Origin of the sequence: Marinobacterium stanieri, assembly GCF_900155945.1 — a bacterium.
GTDB classification, from domain to species: Bacteria; Pseudomonadota; Gammaproteobacteria; order Pseudomonadales; family Balneatricaceae; genus Marinobacterium; species Marinobacterium stanieri.
The window spans coordinates 1-12,854 of record NZ_FTMN01000005.1; the positions used below are offsets into that span (position 1 = coordinate 1).

The 12,854-nt window shown below is 59.3% G+C and carries 14 protein-coding genes; 5 read left to right on the forward strand and 9 right to left on the reverse strand.

Translation table 11 applies throughout. The features are described 5' to 3' along the window. Window positions 1-226: 226 nt before the first annotated feature. On the reverse strand, window positions 227-1,054 hold the full coding sequence (locus BW956_RS11795; protein ID WP_076462927.1) for an HDOD domain-containing protein: 828 nt from the start codon (window positions 1,052-1,054) through the stop codon (window positions 227-229). A 90-nt stretch (window positions 1,055-1,144) separates the two neighbouring features. On the opposite strand from BW956_RS11795, the gene BW956_RS11800 reads away from it, so the two are divergent. After that, the gene (locus BW956_RS11800) at window positions 1,145-1,804 is read left to right on the forward strand and encodes a tRNA-uridine aminocarboxypropyltransferase (RefSeq protein WP_076463172.1); all 660 of its coding nucleotides are present in this window, start codon (window positions 1,145-1,147) and stop codon (window positions 1,802-1,804) included. Window positions 1,805-1,831: 27 nt separating this feature from the next. Here the strand turns inward: BW956_RS11800 and secB are convergent, their stop codons facing one another. From secB to BW956_RS11815, 3 genes are read right to left on the reverse strand one after another with little or no spacing between them, the layout of a single operon-like run. Next, complete coding sequence (gene secB, locus BW956_RS11805; RefSeq protein WP_010325049.1) at window positions 1,832-2,311, reverse strand: protein-export chaperone SecB; 480 nt, start codon at window positions 2,309-2,311, stop codon at window positions 1,832-1,834. 28 nt (window positions 2,312-2,339) lie between these two features. Then, on the reverse strand, window positions 2,340-2,594 hold the full coding sequence (gene grxC, locus BW956_RS11810; protein WP_010325048.1) for a glutaredoxin 3: 255 nt from the start codon (window positions 2,592-2,594) through the stop codon (window positions 2,340-2,342). Between the two features lie 5 nt (window positions 2,595-2,599). Continuing rightward, window positions 2,600-3,013 (reverse strand): rhodanese-like domain-containing protein, encoded by a 414-nt coding sequence (locus BW956_RS11815; protein ID WP_076462928.1) that lies wholly within the window; start codon window positions 3,011-3,013, stop codon window positions 2,600-2,602. Between the two features lie 168 nt (window positions 3,014-3,181). Between BW956_RS11815 and gpmI the strand changes: the two genes are divergently transcribed. From gpmI to BW956_RS11830, 3 genes are read left to right on the forward strand one after another with little or no spacing between them, the layout of a single operon-like run. Next, complete coding sequence (gene gpmI, locus BW956_RS11820) at window positions 3,182-4,732, forward strand: 2,3-bisphosphoglycerate-independent phosphoglycerate mutase (RefSeq protein WP_076462929.1); 1,551 nt, start codon at window positions 3,182-3,184, stop codon at window positions 4,730-4,732. Between the two features lie 2 nt (window positions 4,733-4,734). Next, the gene (locus tag BW956_RS11825; protein WP_076462930.1) at window positions 4,735-5,868 is read left to right on the forward strand and encodes a murein hydrolase activator EnvC family protein; all 1,134 of its coding nucleotides are present in this window, start codon (window positions 4,735-4,737) and stop codon (window positions 5,866-5,868) included. A gap of 23 nt (window positions 5,869-5,891) precedes the next feature. Further along, entirely contained in the window at window positions 5,892-7,187 is a 1,296-nt protein-coding gene (locus BW956_RS11830) for a S41 family peptidase (protein ID WP_010325044.1), read from the forward strand. Between the two features lie 79 nt (window positions 7,188-7,266). On the opposite strand, the gene slmA is transcribed toward BW956_RS11830, so the two are convergent. The 5 genes from slmA to coaBC are packed head-to-tail and all read right to left on the reverse strand — an operon-like array spanning window position 7,267 to window position 11,898. After that, window positions 7,267-7,866, reverse strand: coding sequence for a nucleoid occlusion factor SlmA (gene slmA / locus BW956_RS11835; protein WP_076462931.1), 600 nt, complete (start codon window positions 7,864-7,866; stop codon window positions 7,267-7,269). Further along, entirely contained in the window at window positions 7,863-8,783 is a 921-nt protein-coding gene (argB, locus tag BW956_RS11840) for an acetylglutamate kinase (RefSeq protein WP_076462932.1), read from the reverse strand. Before argB ends, slmA begins: the two co-directional genes overlap by 4 nt. Window positions 8,784-8,810: 27 nt before the next feature. Further along, window positions 8,811-10,199: a phosphomannomutase/phosphoglucomutase gene (locus BW956_RS11845; RefSeq protein WP_076462933.1), complete on the reverse strand. Its 1,389-nt coding sequence runs from the start codon at window positions 10,197-10,199 to the stop codon at window positions 8,811-8,813. 35 nt (window positions 10,200-10,234) lie between these two features. Next, window positions 10,235-10,690, reverse strand: a complete 456-nt coding sequence (gene dut / locus BW956_RS11850; RefSeq protein ID WP_010325040.1) for a dUTP diphosphatase — start codon at window positions 10,688-10,690, stop codon at window positions 10,235-10,237. After that, the gene (coaBC, locus tag BW956_RS11855) at window positions 10,687-11,898 is read right to left on the reverse strand and encodes a bifunctional phosphopantothenoylcysteine decarboxylase/phosphopantothenate--cysteine ligase CoaBC (RefSeq protein ID WP_010325039.1); all 1,212 of its coding nucleotides are present in this window, start codon (window positions 11,896-11,898) and stop codon (window positions 10,687-10,689) included. Before coaBC ends, dut begins: the two co-directional genes overlap by 4 nt. Window positions 11,899-12,012: 114 nt before the next feature. Here coaBC and radC point away from each other — a divergent pair, with 114 nt between their 5' ends. Beyond that, window positions 12,013-12,687 (forward strand): RadC family protein, encoded by a 675-nt coding sequence (gene radC / locus BW956_RS11860; protein ID WP_076462934.1) that lies wholly within the window; start codon window positions 12,013-12,015, stop codon window positions 12,685-12,687. The last annotated feature ends 167 nt before the right edge of the window (window positions 12,688-12,854 follow it).

A 12,854-nucleotide genomic window follows, 5' to 3' on the forward strand; every position in this document is an offset into this window, starting at 1 on the left:
CGTCGGACCGCCCCCTGTGAGAGCCGCTCATCGCCATGCCAGGCATTGAATTAAGTGAAAACCCCGGTCTCGTTGAGATCGGGGTTTTTGCGTTATGGCGAACGGGAAAGCATAGGCAACAGCCTGCTTCTCTATACGTGAAGTCTGTCTGGACCGGTTACCGGGGAGTGTAGGCTTGGCTAGAGGACGGCTGGGCAATGGTGGGGGCTACCATTACCCTCAGAGGTCAGTTTAAAGCGTCGATCAACGACTCTTTGATATTGAGGTAGTCGTAATCGGTGAGGGCAAGGCAGGCCAGAGCCAGGTTGACGCGCGGTGCCAGGTCGCTGGGCTGGATACGCCAGTAATAGCGAAACTCGGCACTGATGTCCTGGGCCAGGGTGAGCAGGGCCAGCAGGTCACGGGTACGTTCATCGACCTTGATTCTGTCACTGAGTACTTCTTCCAGCTGTGGCTGGTGGCGAATGCTGTCCGCAATATACTGCGGCAGGAACCAGCGCTCGGCCATGCGGCTGCCAACCTGGTAGTGGCTGAAGCCATATACCTGCTGCTGCAGTACTTCCATCTCCCGTGCGTTATAACAGGGTGCTTTCCTGAGTGTGTCACGAAAATCAGGGAAGGCTTGCACCATCAGGGGCAGGCCACAGTCATGCAGCATCCCCAGCGTATGGATATCATCCCGACTTAACTTCAGGTTCATCCGTGTATGCAGACGCAGAGACAGGTCCGATACATCCTTGGCGGTATCCCAGAAGCGCTCCATACGCCCTGTCTTCTTCAGCGTATTGCGCATGATGGTCAGGCGGACAAGGTTGAACACCTGGCCTGTTCCGAGAAGGTTGATCGCGTGCTCGACGGACGTAACGGGTGCCTTCAGACCATAAAAAGGGCTGTTGATTGTCTTCAGGATGAGGGCGTAAAGCGCCACGTCCTGTTTGATCAGGGCACTGATCTTTTTGAGGTCAGGGTCTTTATGTCGGAACAGCTCAGCCAGCTTCAACAGGATTTCGGGCTGGGGGGGGATGAGTGAACGGAAATTATCTACGTTTGTCATGCAAGTAGGTCATCCAGAAGTGACTGGCTTGTTTGGCTACAGACGGAACAGTATAGTGCCGCCTTTATCGAGTTGCAGCAGGTCCTGGTCGTGAAAATCGAAAACCCTCCCCGTAAGCCGTTTGTTGCGCGTGGCTCAGGCGTCAAACGCTGTGATGACTGCCGCTTGCCGGAAGAGGTATGTATCTGTGAATGGCGGACTCAGGTGGATGCTGGCTGTCATTTCTGGCTGCTTACACATCGTTATGAGTTCTACAAACCGACCAATACCGGGCGCCTGATACAGGATACCATTAATTATACCCGGGTATTTGAATGGTCCCGTACCGAGCCCAGCCAGGAACTTCTGGATGCACTCGATGACAGCCGCTATGCCCCCTGTATCGTGTTTCCGGCAGGCGAGGACTATCAGGAGCGGATGCTGGATGACGTAAGCCGCACGGACGGCCGTATCCCGGTGTTTATCATTCTGGATGGTACCTGGCGTCAGGCCCGGCGCATGTTCCGTCATAGCCGCTTTCTGCAGCATCTGCCGGTAATAGAACCGAAGACGGACCGTTTGAGCCGCTACAAACTGAGACGTTCCAAAATAGACCATCATCTGTGTACGGCGGAGGTGGCGATTGCCTTGCTTGAGCAGGTTGGGGATCTGGATGCGGCGGCGCATCTGGAGGGGTATTTTGATCGCTTCAACGCCAATTACATTGCAACCCGTCGGCGTTGGGCAAAGCGGGAGTCGGACGAGTCCTGACCCCCGCTCAGGGCAATCAGAGGCGCCTTAGTGGGCTTCTGCGTTGCCTTCCTGAGCTGCACGCTGCTGCATCTGCTGAGCATAGAGCGCGTCAAAATTGACCGGAGCCAGCATCAGCGGAGGGAAGCTTGCCTTGGTGACAAAGTTGTCAACGGCTTCACGAGCGTATGGGAACAGCAGGTTCGGGCAGAATGCACCCAGAGTGTGATGCAGTTCCGGGCCTTCGATACCGGCGACCAGGAAGATGCCTGCCTGCTGAACTTCAACCAGGAATGCGGTCTCTTCAGCGTTTTTGGCAGTGACGGTCAGGGTCAGCACAACTTCGTGGTGGTTTTCGTCCAGCGCGTTGGTGCGGGTGTTCATTTCCAGGTTCACTTCCGGCTGCCAGGGCTGAGTGAAAGCCTTGGCGCCTGCCGGCGTTTCCAGAGATGCATCTTTCACGTATACGCGCTGCAGAGCGAACTGGGGCTGATTGGCTTGCTGGTTAGCGGTTTCAGTATCAGACATTGATAAATTCCTTGGGTTTTATTGTTTCTCAGGCGCTGAGCAGGGCATCAAGCTTGCCTTCACGTTCCAGTGCGAACAGCTCGTCGCAGCCACCGACATGTGTTTCGCCGATAAAAATCTGCGGCACGGTCCGGCGTTCACTGCGCGTCATCATCTCCTGACGCAGTGCCGGGTTGGCATCCACGTCGATGGCGGTGTACTCCACCTGCTTGCTGTCGAGCAGCGCAATGGCACGGGTGCAGAAAGGGCACCAGCGCGTCAGGTAAATAGTCGTATCAGCCATGGGGGTCACTTTACGATTGGCATGTTCTGGTTTTTCCACTCGGTCATGCCGCCGGAAAGGCGCACAACCTGCTCAAAACCGGCTGCCTTGAGTTTCTTGGTTGCGGTACCCGCAGCCTGGCCCAGGTTACACACCACGACGACAGGCTTGCTTTTGTACTTGTCCAGCTCATTGAGTCGGCGGTCAAGGTCGGCCAGCGGGATATGGTGCGCGCTGGTGATATGCCCGGTATCCCACTCCTTGCGAGTGCGAATATCCAGAACCACCCCGGACTCCTTGTTGATCATGCGGGTGGCTTCTGCCGGCGTTACGGACTTGCCGGATTTGCGTTTTTCGGTCGCCAGCAGGAGCAGAAGGGTCAGTACCCAGGCTCCGACCAGATAGTAATGCTGTATAGCGAATTCGATCAGGCGTTCCATAAGTGTTCCGATCAGGTGCACGGATATAAGAAGATAGCAAGTATACATGCCCACTGTGACAGCGATAAGAGCAGTGGGGCAAAACAGCGGCACAGTGTTAGCTAATCGACGGCCAGAGCGTTAAAATGGCTGCCTGTTTTTTAACCGACCCGGACAGATAAGCACACCATGACTGATGCTCGCGCAACCAAGGCACTGATTATTCTTGATGGCTTCGGCGTGGAGGTTACCCCCTCCTCGGCGGTGGAAGCGGCCCAGACCCCGACCTGGGATCGTCTGCTGGCTGAAAACCCCAACTCCCGTATCGAAACCTCCGGTATGGCCGTAGGCCTGCCTGAAGGGCAGATGGGCAACTCCGAAGTGGGTCACATGAATATCGGTGCCGGCCGCACCGTGTATCAAAACTTCACCCGTATCTCCAAGTCGATCGAGGATGGCGATTTCTTCGAAAACCCGGCTCTGTGCCAGGCGATGGATGCAGCCATTGCCGCTGATCGAGCGGTACATGTCATGGGCTTGCTGTCACCGGGCGGTGTGCACAGTCATGAAGAGCATATCTTCAGCCTGCTGGAAATGGCGGTCAAACGTGGTGCCAAGCAGGTCTACCTGCATGCGATTCTGGATGGCCGCGACATGCCGCCGCGCTCTGCAGAGCCTTCACTGAAGGCGGCTGAGGCGGTTTTCGAACGCCTGGGAACCGGTGGTATTGCCACGGTTGTTGGCCGTTACTTTGCGATGGACCGCGACAACCGCTGGGATCGCGTTGAGCAGGCCTACAACGCCATGACGCTGGGCCAGGCTGAAGTCACAGCGACCAGCGGGCCGGCAGCTCTGGAAGCGGCCTATGGTCGTGACGAAAACGACGAGTTTGTAAAAGCCACCGTAATCACGGATGCAGAGGGCCAGCCGCTGGCCAGCGTGCAGGACGGTGATGCCCTGATCTGTGCCAACTTCCGCCCGGACCGTGCCCGCGAGATCACCCGCTGCTTCGTCGAAGATGACTTTGACGGGTTTACGCGTCAGGCGCGCCCGGCACTGAGCGGCTACGTGATGATGACCGAGTATGCGGCCAGCATCCCGGCTCCGGTGGCCTACCCGCCGGAAGCGATTCACAACGACCTGGGTGAATACCTCTCATCTCTGGGCCGCACCCAGCTGCGTATTTCGGAGACCGAGAAGTACGCCCATGTCACCTTCTTCTTTAACGGTGGCCAGGAAGCGGTTTACCCAGGTGAAGACCGTATTCTGGTGCCTTCTCCTCAGGTAGCAACCTATGACCTGCAGCCGGAGATGAGTGCGCCTGAAGTCACCGAGAAACTCTGTGACGCTATCCGCAGCCGCAAATACGATCTCATTGTCTGTAACTATGCCAATGGTGACATGGTAGGTCACACTGGCAGCTTTGACGCTGCCGTGAAGGCGGTGGAAACCGTGGATCAGAGCCTGACTCAGGTGCTGGCAGCCCTGGCGGATGTTGATGGTGAAGTGCTGATCACAGCGGATCACGGCAATGTGGAAATGATGCAGGACCCGGAGAGCGGTCAGCCGCATACCGCGCACACCATCTGGCCTGTTGCCCTGATCTATGACGGCCCGCGTGCCGAAAGCCTGTCCCTCAAGAATGGTGCCCTCTGTGATCTGGCACCGACATTGCTGGATCTGATGGGGCTGGAAGCACCCGCCGAAATGACCGGCCACAGCCTGGTTGCGAAGGACTAAGGGTGCGGGCCCTGTGCCTGCTGCTTCTGTGCTGGCTGTTTGCTGGCACTGCCCTGGCAGCGCCGGATCCGGCTGCGACTGAACAGCAGCTGGAAGCAGTCAAGCAGCAGATCGGCAAACTGCAGAAGGCTCTGTCTCGACGTGAGCAGAAGCTGGTAGCGGCCGAGCGTGAACTGAAGCGCCATGACAAGCGTATCGGCGAAGTAAGGGCTCGCCTGCAGGAGTTGGGCTCTGAGCAGCAGAGCCTGGAAAGCCGGCGTGACACGCTGGGGCAGGATGAAGACCGTCTGTTGGCGGCGCTTCAGGCCCGCGAAAACCAGGTACGGGCGCTGCTGCGAGAGCAGTATCGCCTGGGTCGACAGCCCGCCATCAAGCTGTTGCTGTCTCAGGAAGATCCTCAGGAACTGTCGCGCATGCTGAAATATTACGATCAGCTTACAGCGACCCTGAATGAGGAACTGGTTGAATACCGTGAGGCATTGAATGCGCTCACCGAAACCCAGTCAGCCATCGCGCAAACGGATACCGCCTTGCTGGGGACGCGCGAGCAGCTCGAACAGCAGCGCCAGGAATTGGCCAAGGCACGTGAGGCCCAGGCGAAAACGCTGGCCAGCCTGCGCAAGCAGCAGAGCAGCGATCGCAGCCGTCTGGGCCAGCTGGAGCAGGATCAGGTGGAGCTGGCAGCGGTATTGAAGGAGATCCGTCGTTCGCTGGAAGAGGTTCGCCTGCAGCAGGACGGCCTCAAGTTTAATCAGCGCAAGGGCAAACTGGGCTGGCCGGTAACAGGGCGGGTCAAACGTGCTTTTGGCAGCCAGGTCGGCAATGTCGACTATGAAGGCCTGCTGATCGATGCTGCTGTCGGTACGGAAGTTAAAGCGGTTCACCACGGCCGAGTGGTGTTCGCGGATTGGCTGCGCGGCTATGGTCTGGTATTGATTATTGATCATGGAGGTGGTTACCTGAGCCTCTACGGACACAATGACAGCCTGCTGCGGGAACCGGGCGAGTGGATCGGCGCCGGAGAAACCCTGGCGCTGGCTGGCAACAGTGGCGGGAGTACCGAAACCGGGCTCTACTTTGCCATTCGTTACAAGGGCCGCTCAATCGACCCCATTGCCTGGTTGCAGCGACGCTAACCTACTTTGCAGGGAATCAGATCATGAAGTTTTTCAGTCGCACACCGCTCACCACTGCCTTGCTGGGTTGCGTCCTGGGGCTGTCAACGCCCATTCAGGCCCAGGAAGAGGCTGCTGTCGAAACCAAACCCTTGCCGCTGGCCGAGTTGCGCATGTTTGCCGATGTGTTTGATCGTATCAAGCAGGCCTATGTGGAGCCGGTGGATGACCGGGAACTGCTGGAAGATGCCATTCGCGGCATGCTGACCGGTTTGGATCCGCACTCGGCCTATCTGGAACCCGAAGCGTTTGAAAGCCTGCAGATTCACACCAGTGGCGAGTTTGGCGGCCTGGGCATCGAGGTGGGACTGGAAGACGGTTTTATCAAAGTGATCGCGCCCATCGATGACACTCCCGCCCAGCGCGCAGGCGTAAAGGCCGGCGACCTCATTATGCGGCTGGACGATACGCCGGTGCAGGGCATGGATCTGAGTGAAGCTATCGACCTCATGCGCGGTGAAGTGGGTACACCGATCCGCCTGACCATCATGCGTGAGGGCCGTGACCAGCCACTGGAGCTGGAGATCGTGCGCGATGTCATCAAGGTGCGCAGCGTGCGCCATGAACTGCTGGAGCCGGGCTATGGCTACCTGCGGGTGTCCCAGTTCCAGTCACACACCGGCGAAGATCTGGTCGAAGCGATTGCCGAGATGCAGCAGGACGAGGCGCTGAAGGGACTGGTACTGGATTTGCGTAACAATCCGGGGGGTGTGTTGCAGGCCGCCGTAGCGGTCAGTGATGCCTTCCTGGACGAAGGGACCATCGTCTATACCGAAGGACGTCTGCCCAACTCCGAACTGCGCTTTAACGCCAGTGCCGATACCGCAGCACCGGATACACCGCTGGTGGTGTTGATTAACGGCGGCAGTGCGTCGGCTTCGGAAATTGTGGCCGGTGCGTTGCAGGACCATCAGCGTGCGCTCGTAATGGGCACCGACAGTTTCGGCAAGGGCTCGGTACAAACCGTGCTGCCGCTGGGGCAGGAGCGAGCCATCAAGCTCACCACCGCACGCTATTTCACGCCGGGCGGCCGTTCCATACAGGCACAGGGCATCAAACCTGATCTTCATGTCGATGAAGCCAAACTGACCCTGTTGGCAGAAGACGGGCGCATCAAGGAACGGGACCTGGCCGGTCATCTGGAAAATGCAGCAGGTGAGGCAGCGCCTGAAGCCTTGCCCAGCGATGGCTTGTCCGCACGCGACTTCCAGCTGTTTGAAGCCCTGAACCTGCTCAAGGCGATGCAGATCCTGCAACGAACTTCAGCCGTGAGCGAATAAATGAAAGCCACGAGCGAATAAACAAAAAAGGGGCCATCAGGCCCCTTTTTAATGTCTTAATGCTGCTGTATCACCAAGCTCAGGCAGCTCTGAACAGGCCGCTGCCCAGGCGCGCCCATTGTTCGGGCCAGTGTTCGGTCGGGCGACGTTTGAACTCCGAGCGGACAAACTGGCGAATCCGGCCTTCAGCCGCGGCCAATGCCAGGTTGGCGGCAGAGCCGGCCGGAATCTCGGTACGCAGGCCTTCCTTCAATTCCGCTTCACGCATCACCTGCTTGAGCTGGGTTTCCAGGCGCTCAAACAGCTGGTTAATGCGAACCCGCAGACGGTCGGTTTCACCTGAGAGGGCGTCACCGGTGAGGATGCGGGCCATACCCGGATTCTTCTCCACAAATGCCAGCAGCAGGGTCAGAATCTGCTCACACTGGCGGGTCGCGGGGGTATCCGAGTTGATAATGCGCTTGATGCGGGAAAACAGGGTCTCCTCGATAAAGCCGATCAACCCTTCAAACATGCGCGCCTTGCTGGGAAAGTGTCGGTAAAGGGCGGCTTCTGACACGCCGACCTCCCGTGCCAGCGCAGCAGTGGTGATGCGCTGACCCGGGTTGTTCTCCAGCATGCGAGCCAACGCCTGCAGGATCTGCTCCCGCCGCGAGATTTTCTGCTCTTTATCGCTCATGCGGACGCATCTACTCCGATGTCATCGTTGCTGATCAGGGTACCCACGCCTTCGTCAGTGAAGATCTCCAGCATGCAGGCGTGCTCGACACGGCCATCGATGATGTGGGCGCTGCGCACGCCGCTCTTCACGGCACCAAGGGCACAATCGATCTTGGGCAGCATGCCGCCGTAGATGGTGCCATCGGCGATCAGCGCGTCCACCTGCTCAGTAGTGAGGCCGGTCAAAACCTGACCTTCCTTGTCCAGCAGGCCGGCGATATTGGTCAGCAGCATCAGCTTTTCTGCCTTGAGGACTTCGGCAACCTTGCCAGCGACCAGATCGGCGTTGATGTTGTAGGCGTGGCCGTCTTCCCCCACACCGATGGGCGCGATGACCGGGATGAAGTCGGAGTGGACCAGCATATCCAGCACCTGGACGTTAACACTTTCTACTTCGCCCACATGGCCGATATCGATGATTTCGGGGGCTTCCATCTCGGGCGTTTTGTGCTTCACCTTGAGCTTGCGGGCACGCAGCAGTTCACCGTCCTTGCCGGTAAGGCCGATCGCCTTGCCGCCGGCGGTGTTGATCAGGCCCACAATCTCCTTGTTGACCATGCCGCCCAGCACCATTTCCACCACATCCATGGTCTTGGAGTCGGTGACGCGCATGCCATTGATGAAGTGGGACTCGATCTTCAGCTGCTCAAGCAGGCTGCCGATCTGCGGGCCGCCGCCGTGCACGACAATCGGGTTGATGCCGATCAGTTTCATCATCACGATGTCACGGGCGAAACTGGCCTTGAGCTTTTCGTCGATCATGGCGTTGCCGCCGTACTTGATGACGACGGTTTTGCCAACAAAGCGCTGGATATAGGGCATGGCCACGGACAGCACATCGGCGGTCGACATGGCTTGGGTACGGGACAGAGGCATGATATCTCCTTGTATCGTGCTGGCGGTTCAGGCGTCTGGAATCAGCAGCGTGGAATCAATGGCGCTCAGACGCGACTGGAACTCGGACTTGATTCGGTTAAGGGCAGCCTGGCTTTCGGCTTCAAAGCGCAATACCAGCATAGGCGTGGTATTGGAGGCGCGCATCAGGCCCCAGCCGTCGGCGTAATCGACACGGACACCGTCGATATGGCTGACACTGCCACCCGGGAACTCGGCCTGTTGCAGGGCTTCGACCAGGGTGAATTTGTTGTCTTCACGCACTTCGATGTTGATCTCGGGCGTGCTGATGTCTTCCGGATAGGCGGTGAAAATGGCATCGGCATCTTCACTGCGGGCCGACAGGATCTCCAGCAGGCGTGCGGCACTGTAGAGGCCATCGTCAAAGCCGTACCAGCGCTCCTTGAAGAAGATGTGGCCACTCATTTCACCGGCCAGCAGGGCCCCTGAGGCCTTCATCTGGCGCTTGATCAGGGAGTGTCCGGTCTTCCACATGGTGGCCTTGCCGCCGGCCTGTTCAATCACCTGCGGCAGAAGGCGGGAGCACTTCACGTCGAACAGAATCTCGGCGCCCGGATTACGGCTCAGCACATCCTCGGCAAACAGCATCATCACCCGGTCGGGGTAGATGACATGGCCGCTGGGCGTGATCACCCCGACGCGGTCGCCATCGCCGTCAAAGGCCAGGCCCAGATCGGCCTGGTGCTCGGCTACAGCGGCGATCGCATCCTGCAGGTTTTTCAGCTTGCCCGGGTCGGGGTGATGGTTGGGGAAGGTACCGTCCACATCACAGAACAGCGGAATAACCTCGCAGCCCAGCTGTTCGATCAAGGCGGGGGCCAGGTTACCGGGAATGCCGTTACCGCAGTCCACCACGACCTTCATGCCACGCTTGAGTTTAACGTCACCCAGAATCTGCTGCAGATAGGCCTGTTCCACCTCGTGCGATGCCGACTGGCCCTGGCCGTCAACATAGTCGCTGCTCTCAATACGGTTGGCCAGCGCCTGAATCTGATCGCCGGACAGGGTCTCGCCGCCCAGCATCATCTTGAAACCGTTGTAGTCGGAGGGGTTGTGGCTGCCGGTAATCATGATGCCGGTCTGGTCGGCCTGCTGATGGGCCGCGAAGTAGAGTACCGGGGTGGGCACATAGCCGGTGTCCAGCACCTGGCAGCCGCTGTCGGTGAGGCCTGCAATCAGCAGTTCCTTAAGGCGCGGGCTGGACAGGCGACCATCGGCGGCTACCACCACCTGAGTGATGTTGCGTGCAGCGGCTTCGGCGGCAAAGGCACGGCCGATATGATACACGGTGGGCTCGGTCAGCGACTGGCCGACAATGCCGCGGATATCGTAGGCACGAAAGATATCGCGGTCGAACTGGTCAAGCGGATAAGGCATGAGCAGGCTTTCCTGTAGTCTGTAAGTACTTACAATCAGTGACGGCCGGAGGAGCCGAAGCCACCGGCTCCGCGCTCGGAATCACCAAATTCATTCACGATTTCGAACTCGGCCTGGACCACGGGTACCAGTACCATCTGGGCAATGCGCTCACCCGGCTCGACAGTAAAGGTGGTCTGGCCGCGGTTCCAGCAGGATACAAACAGCTGGCCCTGATAGTCGGAGTCGATCAGGCCGACCAGGTTGCCCAGTACGATACCGTGCTTATGGCCCAGACCCGAGCGCGGCAGGATCATGGCGCACAGGCCCGGATCTTCGATATGGATCGCCAGGCCGGTGGGGATCAACTCGGTCTGGCCCGGCTCCAGTGTCAGCGCCTCATCGAGGCAGGCGCGCAGGTCGAGGCCGGCGGAGCCGTCGGTGGCGTAGGCGGGCAGCGGAATGTCGCGGCCGATGCGGTCGTTCAGGATTTTGACTTGCAGTGCTTTCATTGCGTGCTCTGATGGTATTGCTGTGCGATCTGTTCAATCAGCTGGCGGGCCAGCTGACGCTTGGAAGTCTGGGGCAGGCTGATCTCGTCATCGGCACTGACCAGGGTGACGGCGTTGTCATCGCTGTTAAACCCGATCTCCGGGTTGGAGACGTCGTTGGCGACGATCAGGTCGAGCTGTTTGCGCGCCAGTTTGCTGCGGGCATAGCCCACCACATCCCGGGTCTCGGCGGCAAAGCCCACGGTGTAGGGGCGGTGTTCCTGCAGGCCGGCGACGGTGGCGACAATATCCGGGTTCTTGACCAGCCGCAGCTCCATGATCTCTTCGCTGCCTTTCTTGATCTTGTGCTCGGCAACGGACACCGGGCGGTAATCGGCAACGGCCGCGGCGGCGATAAACAGGTCACACTGGTCGATACCGTCCAGGCTGGCGGCCAGCATCTCCTCGGCGGTCTCCACGGACGTGACTTCTACACGCGCCGGAGCGGGCAGGTTCACCGGGCCGCTGATCAGGCGCACGCTGGCGCCGGCATCGGCGGCGGCTTCTGCCAGAGCGTAGCCCATCTTGCCGGAGCTGTGGTTGGAGATATAGCGCACCGGATCCAGCGGTTCGCGGGTCGGACCGGCGGTAATGCAGACACGTTTGCCGGCGAGTGCGCCGTGCTGGAACTGTTCGGCGGCCAGCTCAGCCAGCTCGCCCGGCTCCAGCATGCGACCGGGGCCGGTATCACCACAGGCCTGGGCACCGACACCGGGGCCAAACAGCTTGATGCCCTGGGAGGTGAGCTGGTGCACGTTGTCCTGAGTGCGCGGGTCGCGCCACATGGCCTGATTCATGGCCGGAGCCAGACAAATAGGCGCTTCAGTGGCCAGGCAGAGCGTGGTAAGCAGGTCGTCACCCATACCGGCACAGAAACGGGCCATGAAGTCGGCACTGGCAGGCGCGACCAGAATCATGTCGGCCCACTTGGCCAGTTCGATATGGCCCATGCCGGCTTCGGCTTCAGGGTCCAGCAGCTGCAGGTGCACCGGGTGGCCGGACAGCGCCTGCAGTGTCAGCGGCGTAATGAACTCGGTAGCCGCCGGGGTCATGACGATACGAATATCGGCGCCGGCACCCTTCAGCAGTCGGGTCAGCTCGGCACTCTTGTAGGCCGCGATTCCGCCGGTAATGCCGAGCAAAATGCGCCGGTTAGTAAGTCTATGCATACCCTGAGTATCCGGTTGTTTCTCATCTTGGGACAGGGCGCTAAGATACCACTTCGGCTGGCCAAAGCGTAGGGAGGTTCAGCCAACATACAGTCACTCACAGGGAGGTGAGACATGGCAATCAGGGATTGGCCGGCCGAGGAACGGCCGCGTGAAAAGCTGCTCGCGCGCGGTGCTCAGGCACTGTCGGATGCGGAATTACTGGCCATTTTTCTGCGTACCGGGGTGCAGGGTTGCAGTGCCGTGGATCTGGCACGACAGCTGTTGGAGCACTTTGGCGGCTTGCGACCACTGCTGGAATCCAGCGAACAGGATTTTTGTCTGGCGCACGGGCTGGGGCCGGCCAAGTATGTCCAGCTGCAGGCGGTGCTGGAAATGTCGCGCCGGCACCTGGAAGCGCAACTGGTGCGGGACTCGGCGCTGGAGAGCCCGACACAAGTGCGACGCTACCTGACCAGTCGGCTGCGTCATGAGCCGCGTGAGGTGTTTGCCTGCCTGCTGCTGGATAACCGCCACCGGGTAATCCGTTTCGAAGCCCTTTTCTACGGCACCATCAATGCCGCCAGTGTGCATCCGCGCGAGGTGGTCAAACTGGCGCTGGCGCACAATGCAGCGGCCCTGATTCTGGCGCATAACCACCCTTCCGGTGTGGCCGAGCCGTCTCAGGCAGACCGGCAGATTACCACGCGCCTGGTCGATGCCTTGGGATTGGTGGATATACGGGTGCTGGACCATATCGTCATTGGCGATGGCGAAGCCGTGTCCTTTGCCGAACGAGGCCTTATTTAAAAACTGGTGAAAAAAGCAACAATTTGCTGGCGCCGGTGTACAGGTGGCTGTATAATGCGCGGCCTTCTGTCCCTTAATGGTACGGTATTTTGTCCAGAGTACGTTTTTGGATTGGACGCTCCGCCTGAGGCTACGCCGGTTGCGCAGCCAATAAACATCGGACAGAG

What these genes read in the sequence shown, in the direction of transcription:
- radC (WP_076462934.1), top strand. Translation starts at nt 12,013, where the DNA reads ATGGCAATCAGGGATTGGCCGGCCGAGGAACGGCCGCGTGAAAAGCTG.
- BW956_RS11830 (WP_010325044.1), top strand. Translation starts at nt 5,892, where the DNA reads ATGAAGTTTTTCAGTCGCACACCGCTCACCACTGCCTTGCTGGGTTGC.
- BW956_RS11815 (WP_076462928.1), bottom strand. Translation starts at nt 3,013, where the DNA reads ATGGAACGCCTGATCGAATTCGCTATACAGCATTACTATCTGGTCGGA.
- gpmI (WP_076462929.1), top strand. Translation starts at nt 3,182, where the DNA reads ATGACTGATGCTCGCGCAACCAAGGCACTGATTATTCTTGATGGCTTC.
- secB (WP_010325049.1), bottom strand. Translation starts at nt 2,311, where the DNA reads ATGTCTGATACTGAAACCGCTAACCAGCAAGCCAATCAGCCCCAGTTC.
- argB (WP_076462932.1), bottom strand. Translation starts at nt 8,783, where the DNA reads ATGCCTCTGTCCCGTACCCAAGCCATGTCGACCGCCGATGTGCTGTCC.
- dut (WP_010325040.1), bottom strand. Translation starts at nt 10,690, where the DNA reads ATGAAAGCACTGCAAGTCAAAATCCTGAACGACCGCATCGGCCGCGAC.
- grxC (WP_010325048.1), bottom strand. Translation starts at nt 2,594, where the DNA reads ATGGCTGATACGACTATTTACCTGACGCGCTGGTGCCCTTTCTGCACC.
- coaBC (WP_010325039.1), bottom strand. Translation starts at nt 11,898, where the DNA reads ATGCATAGACTTACTAACCGGCGCATTTTGCTCGGCATTACCGGCGGA.
- slmA (WP_076462931.1), bottom strand. Translation starts at nt 7,866, where the DNA reads ATGAGCGATAAAGAGCAGAAAATCTCGCGGCGGGAGCAGATCCTGCAG.
- BW956_RS11845 (WP_076462933.1), bottom strand. Translation starts at nt 10,199, where the DNA reads ATGCCTTATCCGCTTGACCAGTTCGACCGCGATATCTTTCGTGCCTAC.
- BW956_RS11795 (WP_076462927.1), bottom strand. Translation starts at nt 1,054, where the DNA reads ATGACAAACGTAGATAATTTCCGTTCACTCATCCCCCCCCAGCCCGAA.